Below are 12,500 nucleotides of genomic sequence, written 5' to 3' on the forward strand. Positions count from 1 at the left end.
GCGGATTTGGGACGCGTCCAGTCATCTTTTCGTTAGCACTGAAAAGCCCGCGTGGCCGCGGACGGGTTCAGCTGGTGATGTCGTGGCCATGCGCCTTCAGCGCTGCCACGGCCTTGTCCAGGTCCGAACCCATGATGAAGACGTAATCGGTGCTGAAGGTCGAATTGGCGAAGATGCCGACGCCCGCCTCCGACAGAGGGTTGAGCACGGAGGCAAGCACGCCCGGGACTGCGAAGCTGAAATGCTGCTCTATGCGCAGGCAGCGCCAGCCGCCGGATGACTGCACGCCTGGGGGAATGCGCGCGGCCCGGCACACCAGCGTCATCTCCTCGCGCGAACTCGATACGGTCCAGAACCCCGGTCCCATCAACCATTCCGGCAATGGCGTCCCGATATTGAGCCTGGTGATCGCATATTCGGCGTCCACCAGACGGATCAGCAGTTTATGTGTCATTTTCTATCCTCGAACCATCCAGACAAGTGCCACGCCGATGGCGACGGAAACAAGTCCGAACAGCCGCAACTGTTGCTCCGGAATATGAGGCAATCGTTTCGCCATTTCCACCAAAACCAAAGGGGCCAGTGCGTACACCAGCCCCTCGATGATCAGGAAAAATGCAATTCCCGTCAGAAAATCACTCATTGCGCCGATCAGTTTCCTGTCGCAGGCTGAGCGGCAGGCGGTTCGGCGGCTCCATCCGAGCTATTGAAATAGCGGAAGAATTCCGAGTCCGGCGACAGCACCAGCGTCGTATCCGGACTGCCGATCGCCTGATCATAGGCCGTCATCGAGCGGTAGAACTCGAAGAACTGCGGATCGCGGGCAAAGGCATCGGCAAAGACGGCGGTCCGCTCGGCTTCGCCCTGACCGCGAAGGATTTCCGAATCGCGCTGCGCTTCGGCAACGAACTCGACAACCTGGCGGTCGGCAACCGCTCTGCGCGTTTGACCTTTCTCGTTACCGCGAGCCCGGATCAACTCGGCTTCGGCCAGACGCTCGGCCTTCATCCGCTCGAAAGTCTGCTGCGAGACTTCCTGCGTCAGGTCGGTGCGGCGGATGCGGACATCCTCGATGTTTAGCCCGAGCGATTCGGCATCGGTCTTCAGATCGGCGCGCACTTCGCGCATCATCGATGCCCGCTCGTCGGAAAGCGCGGATTCAAAGCCGCGAAGACCGTAAACCCGGCGCAGCGACGCGTCGAGGCGGGTGCGCAGCCGCGATTCCGCCGATTCCCGATCGCCGGAAACCGTCTCGCGGAAACGCCTGGCATCGGCGATCTTGTAGACGACGAAGGCATCGACCTCATAGAACTTGCCGCCGGAGACCTGAACGCGGATGTTGTCGAGATCGAAGCGCAGGGCCTGCCTCTCGACATACTGCACGCGGTCTGCATCCATGAAGGCAAAGGGAAGCTTGAAATAGAGCCCCGGCTCGCTCTTGACGTCCTTGATCTCGCCGAAACGAACGACGATCGCCTGCTGACGCTGGTTGACGATGAAGACGGAGGAATAGGCCGTCATCAGCACAAGCGCGAGAGCGATCAGGATATAGGGGAGACGGTTGTTCATTACTGGGCCCCTCCCGACTGCGCGGGCTTGCCGATTTCATTGAGCGGGAGATAGGGCAGGACGCCCTGCCCGTTCTTCTCGTCGAGGATGACCTTCTTGGACTTGCCGAGGACATTCTGCATGGTTTCGAGATAGAGGCGCTTGCGCGTCACGTCGGGCGCCTTGGCATAGGCGTCGTAAACCGAGATGAAGCGCTGCGCCTCACCCTGTGCTTCCTTGACGACGCGGCCCTTGTAGGCTGCCGCCTCTTCGCGGAGCTGGGCGGCCTGACCGCGGGCCTTGCCAAGCACCTGGTTGGCATACTGGTTGGCCTCTTCGACAAACCGGTCTTCGTCCTGCTCGGCGCGCTGCACTTCGTCGAAGGCATCGGCCACTTCGCGCGGCGGTGCTGCATCTTCGATGGCAACCGTGTTGACGGAAATGCCGGCGCCATAGGTGTCCATCGTCGCCTGGATCGTAGTCTTCACGTCGGCCGCGATCGCCTGGCGGTTATCGCGGAAGATGTCCTGCGCCGGCCGGCGGCCGACGACTTCGCGCATGGCGCTTTCCGCGACCTGCTGCAGCGTCTCTGCCGGGTTCTCGACATTGAAGAGATAGGCCTTCGGGTCAGTCACGGAAAACAGCACGGAAAACTGCACGTTGACGATGTTCTGGTCGCCGGAAAGCATCAGGCCGGCCGAGGACTGGCTCGCCAGGCTCGACTTGCTGCCGATATTCTGCTGCTGCTCGGTGATCTTGACCAGTTCGACCTTTTCAAGCGGCCAGAAATGATAGTGCAGGCCCGGCATGGAAATTTCTTCCTTGGGCTTGCCGAACCGCATTTCGACGCCGCGCTCGTCGGGCTGGACGGTATAGATCGAATTGATCAGCACGAAACCGACGATGAGGAGGCCGATGATGGCCGCAACGCCACCGTTGAAACCACCCGGAACAACGTTTTTCAGCTGATCCTGTCCCCGGCGGAAGATTTCCTCCAGATCCGGCGGGCCGCCATTGCCGCGGCCGCCGCGCGGGCGGTTCGGCCCCTGTCCCCAAGGACCCTTATTTCCGCCGCCGCCGCCCCAAGGACCGCCGCCGCCGCCGTTCTGATTGCTCCAGGGCATTCATACCTCTTCCACGAAAAAATTCCAGGATCGACACCCTGCGGACACGCCGCTGGCCGTGATGTGAACCCGTTATAGGTATCTCCAGAACGGCTTTCAACGCGGCGCATCCAACTTCACCGTAAATCCGGTAAAATAGTTATCTTTACTTAGCTTTTGCGCCGCCAGGTCGAGAATCGCATGGCATGGCTGTCCTTTTCGCCCTGCGGCAGCGGCTCATCGACGATCTTCTCGAAAATGCCGGGATCGACCGGCGGAAAGCGCGTGTCGCCATCCACATCGGCGGACACTTGCGTGATGTGCAGGATGTCGGCCTCACGCATCGCCTGCCGGTAGATCTCGCCGCCCCCGATGACGCAGACCTCGTCGACCCCAAGCGCCCTTGCCTGCTGCCGCGCCAACGTGATCGCTTCGTCCAGCGAACGGACTGCCGTCGCACCGTCGGCACGGAAATCCGCATCGCGGCTGATGACGATGTTGGGCCGCCCCGGCAAAGGCCTGCCGATCGACGCCCAGGTCTTGCGCCCCATGATCACCGGCTTCCCGAGCGTCAGCGCCTTGAAGCGCTTGAGGTCGGTGGGCAGATGCCAGGGAAGACCGCCGTCCCTTCCGATCACCCCGTTCGTCGAAACGGCAACGACGATTGTAACCTTGGCCTCAGTCATGAAACCCGTCCGGCTTGCTGTCGATCTCGCGGGCACGGGCAAGTGCCGGTCGCGACGTCAATGCCTGCACATAGCGATCGACGCTGAGGCTCGCCGGCAAGAGCCTGCGCATCCAGGCGAGCGCGCCGCCCAGCATGATGTCGGCGCCGCTGATCCGCTCGCCCAGCAGATAGGGCTGCTTGTCAAGCGTCGCGACCACGTGCGCACACATATCCTGGTAACCTTTCGCAAGCTCCGGACTGGTCTGCGTCAGACCGCTGATGAAGGCGGTTCCCACCGGTTCGATCACGCCGGCATAGTAAGCGAGCCAGGACAGATAGGCGCCGCGCTCCGGGTGGCCCTGCGGCCGTCCCATCTCGCAATCGGGATAGAGCTCCGTCAGGTATTGCGTGATCGCGGTCGATTCGGTCACCAGCGACCCGTTATGCAGCAGAGCGGGAACCTGCTTGTGGGGATGCGGATTGTTGTCGTCCGGCCCGCCCGAACCGTCCCGGCGGCGGATCGAGACGTAGCGGACATCGTATTCCGCCCCGAGCTCCTCCAAAAGCCACAGGATGCGGCCCGAGCGCGACAACGGCGCATGGATCAATGTCAGCATGTGGTCCTCCCCGACCGTAAGGTTTCGGCGACGTTGTCAGCGCGCCGGGGTTGCCCTCATCACACTGCAACCGGCGCCTTGATATGCGCATCGGCCTCATAGCCGCTCAGCTCGAAGTCTTCGAATTTAAAGGCAAATAGATCCTTCACCTCCGGGTTCAAGTGCATCGTCGGCAAGGGTTTGGGCGTTCGGGTCAGTTGCTCGCGCACCTGGTCGAAATGGTTGTGGTAGATATGCGCATCGCCGAAGGTATGCACGAAATCGCCCGGCTGCAGGTCGCAAGCCTGCGCCACCATCAGCGTCAGCAGCGCATAGGAGGCGATGTTGAAGGGCACGCCGAGGAAGAGATCCCCCGAGCGCTGATAGAGCTGGCAGGACAGCTTGCCGTCCGAAACATAGAACTGGAACAGGCAGTGGCACGGCGGCAGGGCCATTTCGTCGACCAGCGCAGGGTTCCAGGCGGAGACGATGTGACGGCGCGAGTTCGGGTTGTTTTTCAGCCCTTCGACGAGCCTGACGATCTGGTCGAGATGCCGGCCGTCATGGGTCGGCCAGGACCGCCACTGGTAGCCGTAGACGGGACCGAGGTCGCCGTTCTCGTCGGCCCATTCGTTCCAGATGTTGACACCGTTTTCCTTGAGATAGGCGATGTTGGTGTCGCCCTTCAGGAACCACAGCAGTTCGTGGATGATCGATTTCAGGTGCAGCTTCTTGGTCGTGAGGACCGGAAACCCTTCGGACAGGTCGAAACGCATCTGGTAGCCGAAGACGGAGCGCGTACCGGTTCCCGTCCGGTCGCCGCGGTCGCAACCGGTCTCCATCACGTGACGCAGAAAGTCGAGGTATTGTTTCATGAGTCCGCCACCGATTCGTATTGCGGGTAAAATAGGCGCAAGTCGGCGGCGAACCAATCGGTAAATCCAGGCTTTCCCCAAAGTGCGATCGCGCCCAAGAGCTCGCCCGAGGCGTTTTGAGCTCGCCCGAGGCATTTTGCCGCTCGAGAGCAGAATGTCTTCCACCCTCCTCCTATGTGGAAGGCCAGCAAGCGTTTTTGCGCCTGACGCGCGCGTTGACGCTGAACTGCCCGGGCACGCAGCAGACATACACTGTATTTTCCCGCAAGCCCCTTTTCTTGAGACCTGTTAACACCTATATGTCACATGCCGTCTTCGGGCGGCTATGGCGATAAACAGGCGATGAAATAAACCTATTGGACCCGGGGGCGGTACCCGGCGCCTCCACCAAAAACCGGTCGGACATGTCTTGCGGACCGGCTTTTGATGGGGGCGAAATAGGATCGACAAGGGTGTAAAGATCGACTTTTCGCTCGGCATTGTACCACCGTTATCGGGCTAAAATTGTAGTTGCAAACGACAACTATGCGGAAGCTCGTCTCGCTGCTTAATCGCGGTGTGACACTTCAAATCAAGTCCTAAGGGGTCGCACTCTTAGGCGGGGTCCGAAGGCACCTGGCAACAGAAGCCTTCACCTTCTCCCCTGCCTTGAAATGGTCTATAGATGATACAACTGACTCGGATGCGAGGACTTTCCTGCTAAGAGAGCAGATGGCATAGAGTGTGACAGGGTTGAGTTACAAGAAAGACGGGGATCTTATGGGCCAAGACCATATCCGCTACGACATTCTCGCGCAGGACGCGCTTCGCAGCGTCATTCGCAAGGTCTTGACCGAAGTCGCAGCCACAGGTCATCTTCCCGGCGATCACCACTTCTTCATCACCTTCCTCACCGGCGCGCCGGGCGTGCGCATCTCCCAGCATCTCAAGGCCAAATATGCCGAGCAGATGACGATCGTCGTCCAGCATCAGTTCTGGGACCTGAAGGTCAGCGAAACCCAGTTCGAGATCGGCCTGTCCTTCTCCGACACGCCTGAAAAGCTGGTCATCCCGTTCAACGCCATCCGCGGCTTCTACGATCCCTCCGTCAATTTCGAGCTCGAATTCGATGTTGCCGCCACCGAGGAGGACGAAGGCGCCGAGATCACCGCCTATCCGATCGCTCAGAGCGAGACGACGGCCGATGCCGGGACCGATGCTGCGGCAAAGTCCGGCGATGACGGCAAGAAGGAGGGCGGCTCGGTGATCTCGCTCGATTCCTTCCGCAAGAAAAACTGAAGCCCTTCTTCAGGACAGGTTCCCCATGACCGGCGACGTCGTCAATCTCCGTCAGTTCCGCAAGCAGAAGGCGCGGACGGAAAAGGACAAGCGCGCCGAGCAGAACCGCATTTCGTTCGGCCGGACCAAGGCTGAGAAGCGGCTCACCCAGGCGCTGAACGACAAGGCCGGCAAGGCCCACGAACAGGGCCGGCGCGAAACGACGCCGGACGAGACCGACGGCCAGTCTTAGCAGCCCAGTCCGCTGTTTCAGCGCAGGATCAACGCGTTAACGAGCCCGCCGGAATCAAAATCCAAACGACCTGAATCATTTTCTGAGGCACGATCGTTGATCCGCAAGCATTCCGCGACACTGCATGGCCACCGCACCAGCTTCTCGCTGGAAGAACCTTTCTGGCTGGAATTGAAGGCGATCGCTGACATGAGGCAGATCGCGCTTGCGCAGCTGATCGCCGAGATCGACGACGCACGCCTCGCCGAAAGCAACCTCTCCTCGGCACTCCGGGTCTACGTGCTCAACTGGGTCAAAACCGGCGCCGCGTCAAACATGACGCCTATCGTACACGACAGCGGCCCTTGACACCGTGGCTAAGGCCCCTCTTGCCCCCTGAGAACTGTGTCCTGTACTATGGTGTCCACCGCACGAAAGCATCGGGGATGCCCCCCTCTGTCACTTCGTGACATCTCCCCCTCAAGGGGGGATCGGGAGCGAGAGGTCCGCCCCATCCCAATCTCCCCCTTGAGGGGGAGATGCCCGGCAGGGGCAGAGGGGGTAAGGCGGCTACCATCGTACCGTGTATGACGCACAAAGGATCATGCCGTAAGATTGGCTATCGACAACCGACCACCGCGTCACCGGCCCGTGCATCAGCAAGGCTGCCGCATCGGCCGCTTCTGCGACGGCCCTACTGCGGCGTCACGCCCGGCAGCGTATTGAAGTTAAGCCCCTGCTGCGGGGTCTGGACAGTCGGCTGCTGTCCAGTCGTTACCCCCTGCTGCGGCAGTTCGCCGCCGGTCGGATCGAACGGCAGAAGGTTCTTTTCTTCCTCGGCCTTGCGCGCAGCCTCTGCCGCCCTGGCCGCAGCCGCGTCCTCGGCCGCCTTCTTCTCGGCAAGCGCCCTTGCCTCGGCTTCCGCCTTCTGCCGCGCTGCCGTTTCGGCGGCAAGTTGGCGCCGCCGCTCCTCTTCGATGGCCCTGAGCCGCGCCGCCTCGCGCGCCGCGGCATTGGCCTTGTAGAGCGCTACTTCCCGCCGCAGCCGCTGTTTTTCCAGCACGTTGGCCTGCAGCGTCTCGACACGGCGGCGTTCGCGCTCGAAGGCTCTGAGCGACAGGTAATTCGACAGGTCGGTGGCATCGAGCGATAGGCCGGGCGACTTGAGCAGGCCGGCATAGGAAAGCCTCACCTGCGGCTCGGCGCCTGTCAGCGCCTCCTCGCCCGGATGGAAATTCACGGTCACGCCCGCCTTCATCCGCTCGTCCGGAAAGCTGATCTCCGCATCGGCGGAAAGACCGGCGGCAGCGTCGCCCGCCGTCACGTTCTGTGCACGCAGCGTGCCACCGGCGATGTTGAAGGGCACCGTCACCGTGCCGAGCGCCGCCTGTCCGGTCAGCACATTTTTCTCGGCAATCGCCTTGACGACATCCGCCGTGATCTCCCGCTCCAGCCGGTCGGCCGCTGCGATAATATCGGGCAGCGCCGCCGTATTGAGCCCGTGAACGACGGTATCGCGAAGCGTCGCCGTTCCGGATCCGCTGGCTGACTCGGCCATGGCTCGCGCGGTCTTGCCGGATGCCTCCATCGCAATCGTCAGGTCGACCTTGGCCTCGGCCACCGCCGTCCCACCCGCTGTCCATGCGGCCGTGGCAAGGTCCGCATCCTTGAGGTCGAGCCGCGTCTGGAAGAAGCCGGAGGCGTCCCCATTGCCGAGCAGCAGGCGGCCCTCGACCTTGCCGCCGAGCCAGTTGCCGGCGAGCGTGCCGAACTCGATCTGATCGCCCTTCCAGACAAGCTTGCCGGTGAGGTCGGAGACCGCGCCATAGACGCCCGGCCAGAACCGCTTGGCAGAAAAATCGAGCGCGACGTCGAGCCCGCTCCATGGCGGCTGCACGACAGGCGCCGTCGACAGGTCGCCGCTCGTCGTATCCTGGACCGGTCCGATGATGCCTTCGCCGATCCAGGCAAGATCAAGCGTGTCGAGCGCGATCTTGCCGGTCGCCTTGCCCGGTGTCCTGCGGTCGATGGCGATCGTCCCGGAAAAGGCATTGCTGTCGGCGTTGCCTTCGATTGCCGAGAGCGTCACCGCCTCCGGCGTCGTCGCTACGTCGGCTTTCATGGCGAGCGGCAGCCCCGTCCCCGTCTGCGGCAGGCCGATGCCCTGCAACAGCAGGAAAGGCTCGAAGTCCCGGCTTTCGAGCGCGATCTTCGACTGGCCGGAGAGGAAATTCTCCCGTGACAGGTCGATATCGCCATTGGCGGTCAGCGACGTCCGCTCGGTGGTAAAGGTGAGCGAACCGTTGGCCTTCTCCCCGTCGGTGCCCTGCAGCTTGACCGAGAAGATCGCATTCGCATCGACGTCGAAGGGCAGCGGGTCGAAGCCGATCTGGCCGAGCAGCACCGGCGTCGAAGGGTTCTCCATCGTCGCCTCGAGCAGGATGCCTTGGCCGGCGAGCGCCTGCGCCACATTGGGCGCCTGATAATTGGCGGCGATCTTCGTGCCGTTCGCCGTGCCGATGATGCCGAACGTCACCGGCGCCTTGCCGTCCTGGCCGCCGGAGGTCACCGTCACGTCGAGCGCCGCGTCAGTATAGTAGGGCCCGCTTTTCACCAGCTGCTCAAGCGCCGGGTGGGCTGCGGCATGACGTTCGATCATCTTCAGGAACGGCGTCAGATCCGGCGAGGCGAGCTTCATCTTGGCCGAGACCACGGGCGTGCTGAAATCCCCGCTCATCCGCCCCGAAAGCGCCAGCTGCGTTCCGGCGATATCGCCGATCGAGACACGTTCGGCCTGCAACTGGCCGTTTTTCAGGGTCGCCACCAGTTGCACGTCGCTGGCGTCTTCGTCGAAAGCGGAAAAATGCTCGGCCGAGAGATCGGCGGCTATGGTATGCGAAAGCACCGTTTCGGTCGAGGCGTCGCCAGCCACGAGCCCTGCCAGCGCCTGCAGCGCCTCCAGGTTGATGCGGTTACCCTTGAGCTGCAGCGACAGGCTCGGCGGCACGCCGTCGAGTGCCTGCCGCTCGATCCGGCCGTGAAGGACGGCGGGCCCGGCCGCAACCTCGAGGCGCTCGAACTGCTGCAGCGTGTCGGTCAGGTTGACGGTCGCCGAAAAACCGGCGGTCTTCAGCTTGCGGATCGCCGGATCGACCGAGCCGGCAACCCAGGCCGCCAGGCCCGACGGCTGGTTTGACGCGACGAGCATTTGGCCGCGGAAGGCGCGCTGGCCGCTCAACTGCAGCCTGCCTTCGGCCTCGAACTGCGTGCGGCCAGGCAGTTGCGCCACCGCCTTGTCGACCATCCAGCCTGCCCCGGCCGGCCTCAGGTCAAGGCGGACGTCGCGCACCGTCGTGTCGCCGATGACGATCGCCGGGAGTTTCAGGCTCGCCCGGCCGGGCACCTGTGGGATCGGGATATCGGCCGCGATCGCCATCATCGCCGCCAGGCGCTGGCGAACGGAAATTGCCGGGTCGCGGCCAGTCTTGCCTGCTTCGCCGCCATTGCCGATGCGGCTGACATCGATCTGCTGGCCATCGGCCAGAAGCAGGAATTCCTGTTCCTTGCCGGTATCGAGCGTCGCCTCGCCGGTCACCAGATAGGGATCGTCCTTCGGGCCGATTTCGAGCCGGTATTCGGGCACGCGAATGCGCTCGTTGGTAAGTTCGAAGGCGCCGGTCACGCGAAGGGCGCCGGATTGCTCGGACACGTCCTGCGCCTCGGCGGGCTTGTTTTCGGTCAGCGTGAACTTGCCCTGGTAGAGCGGCTTGAAGTCGACGATCTTCAGGTCGCCGTCGAGTTCGACGCCAAACGGGCGCTTGTCCGGCGTCAGTCGCGCCCGCAGGCCGAGCGTTCCGGCCTCATTATCGGCTGCGCTGCTGGAGAAGGAGAAGCTGCCAGCCTCGCCGTCGAGTGCCGCGCGGCCTTCCATCTTCCACGGACCTGCAAGCGAGCGGGCGGAGAGATCGGCCTCGAGCCCGGTGATGCGCCGGGTCCGGCCCGTCTGCTCGTCGACGAAGTCGATCTGGCCGCCGGCAATGGCAACGTTTTCGAGGATCACGACCTTTGCCGGAATGGAGGCCTTGCGTCCGCGCGCCCAGTCGAGCGTGCCATCCGGCAGCAGCCGCACCTTGGCCTTCGGCTGTTCCAGCCGCATGTCGAAGATCAGCGCTTCGCCGGAAAGAAAAGGCGCAAGCTCCGCATCCATCGAAAATCGGGCGATCTGGATCAGCGGCTCGCCGCTCTCGGACTGGCCGACGCGGACATCGTTGAGAGTGACCGAGGGGAACGGGATCAGCCGGGCATCGACGCTGCCGTGCACCACCACGGGCTTGCCCATGATCCGGCTCGCCTCGCGCTCGAAATCCTTGCGAAAATCGGTCCAGTCCACGAATAGCGGTGCAATCAGCGCGGCAAACAAAGCCACCACCAGAAGACCACCGACGAAAACCAGAATTCGCGAAAGCACCAGTTGAAAGTCCTAACCCGTTTGCTGCGGAAGATGGCGCCCCGGCCGGCGCTTCCTGTAATCGATCATGGTATTAACATCGCTTCGGGCTTTTCACATGGCAAAAATCTTGCCGGGGTTGAAGATGTTGCCCGGATCGAGCGCCCGCTTCACCTGCCGCATCAGATCGAGTGCGTCGCCAAGCTCCGCCTCGAGGAACGGCATCTTGCCCTGCCCGATGCCGTGCTCGCCGGTGCAGGTGCCATCCATCGCCAGCGCCCGCTCGTTGAGGCGGGCGACGAAAGCCTCCGCCTTGGCGATGTCGGCGCCGTCCTTGTGGTCAAACAGCAGGCCGACGTGAAAGTTCCCGTCACCCGCATGGCCGACGATCGGAGCGATCAGGCCGTTGGCGAGAATGTCCTCCTGCGTCGCCTCGACGCAATCGGCAAGCCGCGAGATCGGCACGCAGACGTCGGTGGAGAGAATGGCCAGCCCGGGCGCCAGGCTCTTCTGGGCCCAATAGGCATTGTGCCGCGCCTTCCACAGCGCGTTGCGCTCCTCGGCGTTGGCCGTCCAGCGGAACTCGGAACTGCCGAATTCGCCGGCGATCTCGGCGAATTGCCTGGATTGCAGCGCCACGCTCTCCGCGCTGCCGTGAAACTCGACGAACAGCGTCGGCATTTCCGGGAAGGACAATCCGGAATAGGCGTTGCTCGCCCGCATCTGCACGGCGTCCAGAAGCTCGATCCGCGCCACGGGAATGCCCGACTGGATGGTCAGGATCACCGTGTTGCAGGCGTCGCCGACAGAAGGAAACGAGCAGACGCCGCCGGCGATCATCTCCGGGATACCCTGCAGCCTGAGCGTGATCGAGGTCAGGATACCGAGCGTCCCCTCGGCGCCTACGAAAAGACGGGTAAGATCGTAGCCCGCAGACGACTTCCTCGCCCGATGCGCCGTGCGGATTTCCTTGGCCCCTGCCGTCACCGCCGTCACGGCCAGCACATTATCCTTCATCGTGCCGTAGCGCACCGCATTGGTACCGGAGGCGCGCGTCGACGCCATGCCGCCGATCGAGGCATTGGCGCCCGGATCGATCGGGAAGAACAGGCCTGTGTCGCGCAAATGGATGTTCAGCGCCTCGCGCGTGATGCCCGGCTGAACGGTACAGTCGAAATCGCTGGCATTGACTTCGAGCACCTTGTCCATCCGGCTGACATCGACGCTGATGCCGCCATGCGGCGCATTGATGTGGCCTTCGAGCGACGACCCCGTGCCGAAGGCGATCAGCGGAACGCCATGTTCGCTGGCGATTGAAACGATCGCCTCGACCTCGACGGCGCTCTCCGGAAAGACGACGCCGTCGGGCAATTGCGCGGGAATATAGGTCGTCGCGTGGGCATGCTGCGCCCGGATGGCCTCGCCCGTCTGGAAACGCGCTCCGAACCGTTCGCTCATCAGCCGCACGGCCGTTGCTATGCCGGTTTCGTTGCGGCTGCCCGCCTTGATCGCCTTCAACGCCATGTCTCGCTCCCGAACGCCGCTGCACATCGCGGAAATTCTTGGATTTCAATGCGCTACTGTGCAAATCGGAATCATTTTGTCCAGAACCTCGTCCTGAACTTCACGGGTTTAGCATGGAATTGCGCCGAAGTGAGACAGTCGGGACACAGGGCAGAACGAGCCCTGTGTGATGTTGACAGAGTCACGCGCGCTGATCTGTTGCATCACGACTGCCGGCTGTCGTCAGCCGTCGCGGCAGGCCCTCTTCTCGC

The 12,500-nt window shown here is 62.8% G+C and carries 12 protein-coding genes and 1 other RNA gene; 4 read left to right on the forward strand and 9 right to left on the reverse strand.

Annotated elements, in window-relative coordinates:
• Window positions 1-67: 67 nt before the first annotated feature.
• The 7 genes from JNB71_RS03920 to JNB71_RS03950 all read right to left on the reverse strand — a co-directional run bounded on the left by JNB71_RS03920 (window position 68) and on the right by JNB71_RS03950 (window position 4,789).
• Window positions 68-454, reverse strand: coding sequence for an ACT domain-containing protein (locus tag JNB71_RS03920; protein WP_220370508.1), 387 nt, complete (start codon window positions 452-454; stop codon window positions 68-70).
• Window positions 455-457: 3 nt separating this feature from the next.
• On the reverse strand, window positions 458-643 hold the full coding sequence (locus tag JNB71_RS03925; protein ID WP_018324324.1) for a DUF2065 domain-containing protein: 186 nt from the start codon (window positions 641-643) through the stop codon (window positions 458-460).
• Between the two features lie 8 nt (window positions 644-651).
• A complete protein-coding gene (hflC, locus tag JNB71_RS03930) occupies window positions 652-1,569 on the reverse strand; it encodes a protease modulator HflC (protein WP_220370509.1) in 918 nt (305 codons plus the stop codon).
• Window positions 1,569-2,672 carry an FtsH protease activity modulator HflK gene (gene hflK, locus JNB71_RS03935; protein WP_220370510.1) on the reverse strand — a complete coding sequence of 368 codons (1,104 nt, stop codon included), beginning with the start codon at window positions 2,670-2,672 and terminating at the stop codon, window positions 1,569-1,571. Before hflK ends, hflC begins: the two co-directional genes overlap by 1 nt.
• A gap of 149 nt (window positions 2,673-2,821) precedes the next feature.
• The gene (locus JNB71_RS03940; protein ID WP_220370511.1) at window positions 2,822-3,337 is read right to left on the reverse strand and encodes a dihydrofolate reductase; all 516 of its coding nucleotides are present in this window, start codon (window positions 3,335-3,337) and stop codon (window positions 2,822-2,824) included.
• On the reverse strand, window positions 3,330-3,935 hold the full coding sequence (locus tag JNB71_RS03945; RefSeq protein ID WP_220370512.1) for a glutathione S-transferase family protein: 606 nt from the start codon (window positions 3,933-3,935) through the stop codon (window positions 3,330-3,332). Before JNB71_RS03945 ends, JNB71_RS03940 begins: the two co-directional genes overlap by 8 nt.
• Window positions 3,936-3,994: 59 nt before the next feature.
• Window positions 3,995-4,789 (reverse strand): thymidylate synthase, encoded by a 795-nt coding sequence (locus JNB71_RS03950; RefSeq protein ID WP_220370513.1) that lies wholly within the window; start codon window positions 4,787-4,789, stop codon window positions 3,995-3,997.
• A gap of 269 nt (window positions 4,790-5,058) precedes the next feature.
• Between JNB71_RS03950 and ssrA the strand changes: the two genes are divergently transcribed.
• From ssrA to JNB71_RS03970, 4 genes are all read left to right on the forward strand, one after another.
• Window positions 5,059-5,425: a transfer-messenger RNA gene (gene ssrA / locus JNB71_RS03955) on the forward strand.
• 123 nt (window positions 5,426-5,548) lie between these two features.
• Entirely contained in the window at window positions 5,549-6,067 is a 519-nt protein-coding gene (locus JNB71_RS03960; RefSeq protein WP_220370514.1) for an SspB family protein, read from the forward strand.
• A gap of 25 nt (window positions 6,068-6,092) precedes the next feature.
• Window positions 6,093-6,299 (forward strand): DUF4169 family protein, encoded by a 207-nt coding sequence (locus tag JNB71_RS03965; RefSeq protein WP_220370515.1) that lies wholly within the window; start codon window positions 6,093-6,095, stop codon window positions 6,297-6,299.
• A 96-nt stretch (window positions 6,300-6,395) separates the two neighbouring features.
• Window positions 6,396-6,647 carry a ribbon-helix-helix domain-containing protein gene (locus JNB71_RS03970; RefSeq protein WP_220370516.1) on the forward strand — a complete coding sequence of 84 codons (252 nt, stop codon included), beginning with the start codon at window positions 6,396-6,398 and terminating at the stop codon, window positions 6,645-6,647.
• Between the two features lie 325 nt (window positions 6,648-6,972).
• Here JNB71_RS03970 and JNB71_RS03975 read toward each other — a convergent pair whose 3' ends face one another.
• Both JNB71_RS03975 and JNB71_RS03980 read right to left on the reverse strand, forming a co-directional pair.
• Entirely contained in the window at window positions 6,973-10,746 is a 3,774-nt protein-coding gene (locus tag JNB71_RS03975; RefSeq protein ID WP_220370517.1) for an AsmA family protein, read from the reverse strand.
• 93 nt (window positions 10,747-10,839) lie between these two features.
• The gene (locus tag JNB71_RS03980) at window positions 10,840-12,249 is read right to left on the reverse strand and encodes an FAD-binding oxidoreductase (protein ID WP_220370518.1); all 1,410 of its coding nucleotides are present in this window, start codon (window positions 12,247-12,249) and stop codon (window positions 10,840-10,842) included.
• Between the last annotated feature and the right edge of the window lie 251 nt (window positions 12,250-12,500).

It is taken from the genome of Rhizobium herbae, assembly GCF_019511375.1.
GTDB lineage: Bacteria > Pseudomonadota > Alphaproteobacteria > Rhizobiales > Rhizobiaceae > Pararhizobium > Pararhizobium herbae_A.

Excerpts from the sequence above, each read along its gene's own strand:
- JNB71_RS03920 (WP_220370508.1), bottom strand. The coding sequence starts at position 454 with ATGACACATAAACTGCTGATCCGTCTGGTGGACGCCGAATATGCGATC.
- JNB71_RS03925 (WP_018324324.1), bottom strand. The coding sequence starts at position 643 with ATGAGTGATTTTCTGACGGGAATTGCATTTTTCCTGATCATCGAGGGG.
- hflC (WP_220370509.1), bottom strand. The coding sequence starts at position 1,569 with ATGAACAACCGTCTCCCCTATATCCTGATCGCTCTCGCGCTTGTGCTG.
- hflK (WP_220370510.1), bottom strand. The coding sequence starts at position 2,672 with ATGCCCTGGAGCAATCAGAACGGCGGCGGCGGCGGTCCTTGGGGCGGC.
- JNB71_RS03940 (WP_220370511.1), bottom strand. The coding sequence starts at position 3,337 with ATGACTGAGGCCAAGGTTACAATCGTCGTTGCCGTTTCGACGAACGGG.
- JNB71_RS03945 (WP_220370512.1), bottom strand. The coding sequence starts at position 3,935 with ATGCTGACATTGATCCATGCGCCGTTGTCGCGCTCGGGCCGCATCCTG.
- JNB71_RS03950 (WP_220370513.1), bottom strand. The coding sequence starts at position 4,789 with ATGAAACAATACCTCGACTTTCTGCGTCACGTGATGGAGACCGGTTGC.
- JNB71_RS03960 (WP_220370514.1), top strand. The coding sequence starts at position 5,549 with ATGGGCCAAGACCATATCCGCTACGACATTCTCGCGCAGGACGCGCTT.
- JNB71_RS03965 (WP_220370515.1), top strand. The coding sequence starts at position 6,093 with ATGACCGGCGACGTCGTCAATCTCCGTCAGTTCCGCAAGCAGAAGGCG.
- JNB71_RS03980 (WP_220370518.1), bottom strand. The coding sequence starts at position 12,249 with ATGGCGTTGAAGGCGATCAAGGCGGGCAGCCGCAACGAAACCGGCATA.